Below are 1,829 nucleotides of genomic sequence, written 5' to 3'. Positions count from 1 at the left end.
CGTTCTGCTTGACCGCGTTCTTGATGAAGGTCGCCGCGACCGGATGGTTCACGGCCGGATTGGCGCCGATCACGATGATGACTTCGGCGTCCATCGCAGCGGCGAACGGCGTCGGCACCGCGCTGGTGCAACTGGCCAAGCTTGCAGGGATGACCGTCATCGGCACAGTCTCGACCGAGGAGAAGGCCGCGTTCGCGAAAGCGAACGGCGCCGATCATGTCATCTTCTACCGGAGCGAAGATGTGGTGGCGCGTACCCGCGAGCTGACGGGCGGCGAGGGCGTCGGCCTCGTGCTCGATCACGTCTGCGGGCCGGAGTTCACCGGCTATCTGGGCGCACTCGGCAAATGGGGCACCCTGCTGTCCTACAACGCGTTCGCCGGATTGCCGGAAGAGAACTTGATGGCGGCGATGCGCAACCATCTCGACATCTGCCCGGCCGTGCGCTGCTTCTCCTTCCATATCTACGACCATGATCGCGACGGCCGCCGTGCCCTGATGCGCAGCGTGATCGAGGCGCTGAGCCGCAACGCGATCAAGCCGGCGATCTCGGCGGTCCTGAAGCTCGACGAAGTCAGGAAAGCGCATACGCTGCTGGAGCAGGGCTCTGCGCTCGGCAAGATCATCATGATTCCATGAGGGGATGGACCGCACGATGAGCACACAAGCACCCATTGCACGCCTCACCCGGCTGCGGCACGCGACCTTCGCCTCGCCCGATCCGGAGCGGCTGCTGGATTACTACCGCGGCGTGATCGGACTTGGCCTGGCCGGCCGCGATGGAAAACGCATCTTCCTCGCCAGCGATTCCGAGCAGCTCTCGCTGGTGATCGAGCCCGGCGATCCGGCGCTGAACAGCATCGCCTTCGAGATATCGCCTGATGTTGAGATCGAAGCGCTGGGCGCCGCACTGAAGCGGGCTGATCTGCGGCCCGAGTTTCGGAGCGATTCCCTGCCTGGCGTCTCCAGGCTGCTGTCCTTCATCGATCCCGAAGGGACACGCTTCGAGTTGATCCAGGGCTGGACGCCGACGCCCGCGCAGGAGCGGATCGGCGGGCTCGCCGTCAGCAAGCTTGGCCATGTCGCCCTTCGCACGCCCGATCCGAAAGCCGCTTCGGAGTTCTACGCCAACGTGACGGGCTTGCGGGTCTCCGACTGGATCGAGGATCGCTTCGTCTTCATGCGCAGCGGCTTCGAGCACCACACGCTCAACTTCGCTCGCGCGCCGGTGCGCGGTCTTCATCACCTTGCCTTCGAGCTGCGCGGCCCCGACCACATGCATCGGGCCTGCGATCATCTCGCGCGGCACAAGCTCTCGGTGCTCTGGGGCCCGGTGCGTCACGGCCCCGGCCACAACACCGCGATCTATCACCGCAATCCCGACGGGCACCTGGTCGAACTGTTTCACGACCTCGACCGGATGGTGGACGAGGAGCTCGGCTATTTCGAGCCGCGCCCGTGGCATCGCGATCGTCCGCAGCGGCCGAAGGTCTGGGTTGGGCTGCCGCGCGACGTCTGGGGCATGCCGCCATCGCCTGAATGCACGGAGTTCGCTCGTTAGGCGAGCGGACTACGAGTTGAAGAACGCCGCACGTGCTGCGGCCAAAGACATAATGATCGAAGGGAGGATGCATCCATGCGTCGGATGAAGCGGCTTGCTGCGGCCATTTTTCTGCTTGGCGGTTTTCTCGCAACCGGGCCGGCGTCGGCGGACACTTATCCGTCGCGCCCGATCCGCCTGCTGCACGGCTTTGCCGCCGGCGGCGCGGCCGACACGCTGTCGCGCATCATCGCCGACGGACTGTCGAAGAAGCTCGGGCAACCGATCAT

2 protein-coding genes and 1 pseudogene are annotated in these 1,829 nt (G+C 65.2%); all 3 read left to right on the top strand.

Going from position 1 to position 1,829, the window contains the following annotated elements:
- Positions 1–77: 77 nt before the first annotated feature.
- Positions 78–638, top strand: coding sequence for a zinc-binding dehydrogenase (locus MOV75_RS36620; RefSeq protein WP_247007815.1), 561 nt, complete (start codon positions 78–80; stop codon positions 636–638).
- 16 nt (positions 639–654) lie between these two features.
- Positions 655–1,560, top strand: coding sequence for a VOC family protein (locus MOV75_RS36615; protein ID WP_246932469.1), 906 nt, complete (start codon positions 655–657; stop codon positions 1,558–1,560).
- Between the two features lie 75 nt (positions 1,561–1,635).
- Positions 1,636–1,829: pseudogene (locus MOV75_RS36610) on the top strand (tripartite tricarboxylate transporter substrate binding protein); the annotation flags it as partial.

The sequence above is a fragment of the Bradyrhizobium sp. PRIMUS42 genome (assembly GCF_023006515.1).
Lineage (GTDB): Bacteria > Pseudomonadota > Alphaproteobacteria > Rhizobiales > Xanthobacteraceae > Bradyrhizobium.
Note: the sequence above shows the minus strand (reverse complement) of the source record. Positions and strands in the feature narration are given on the sequence as shown.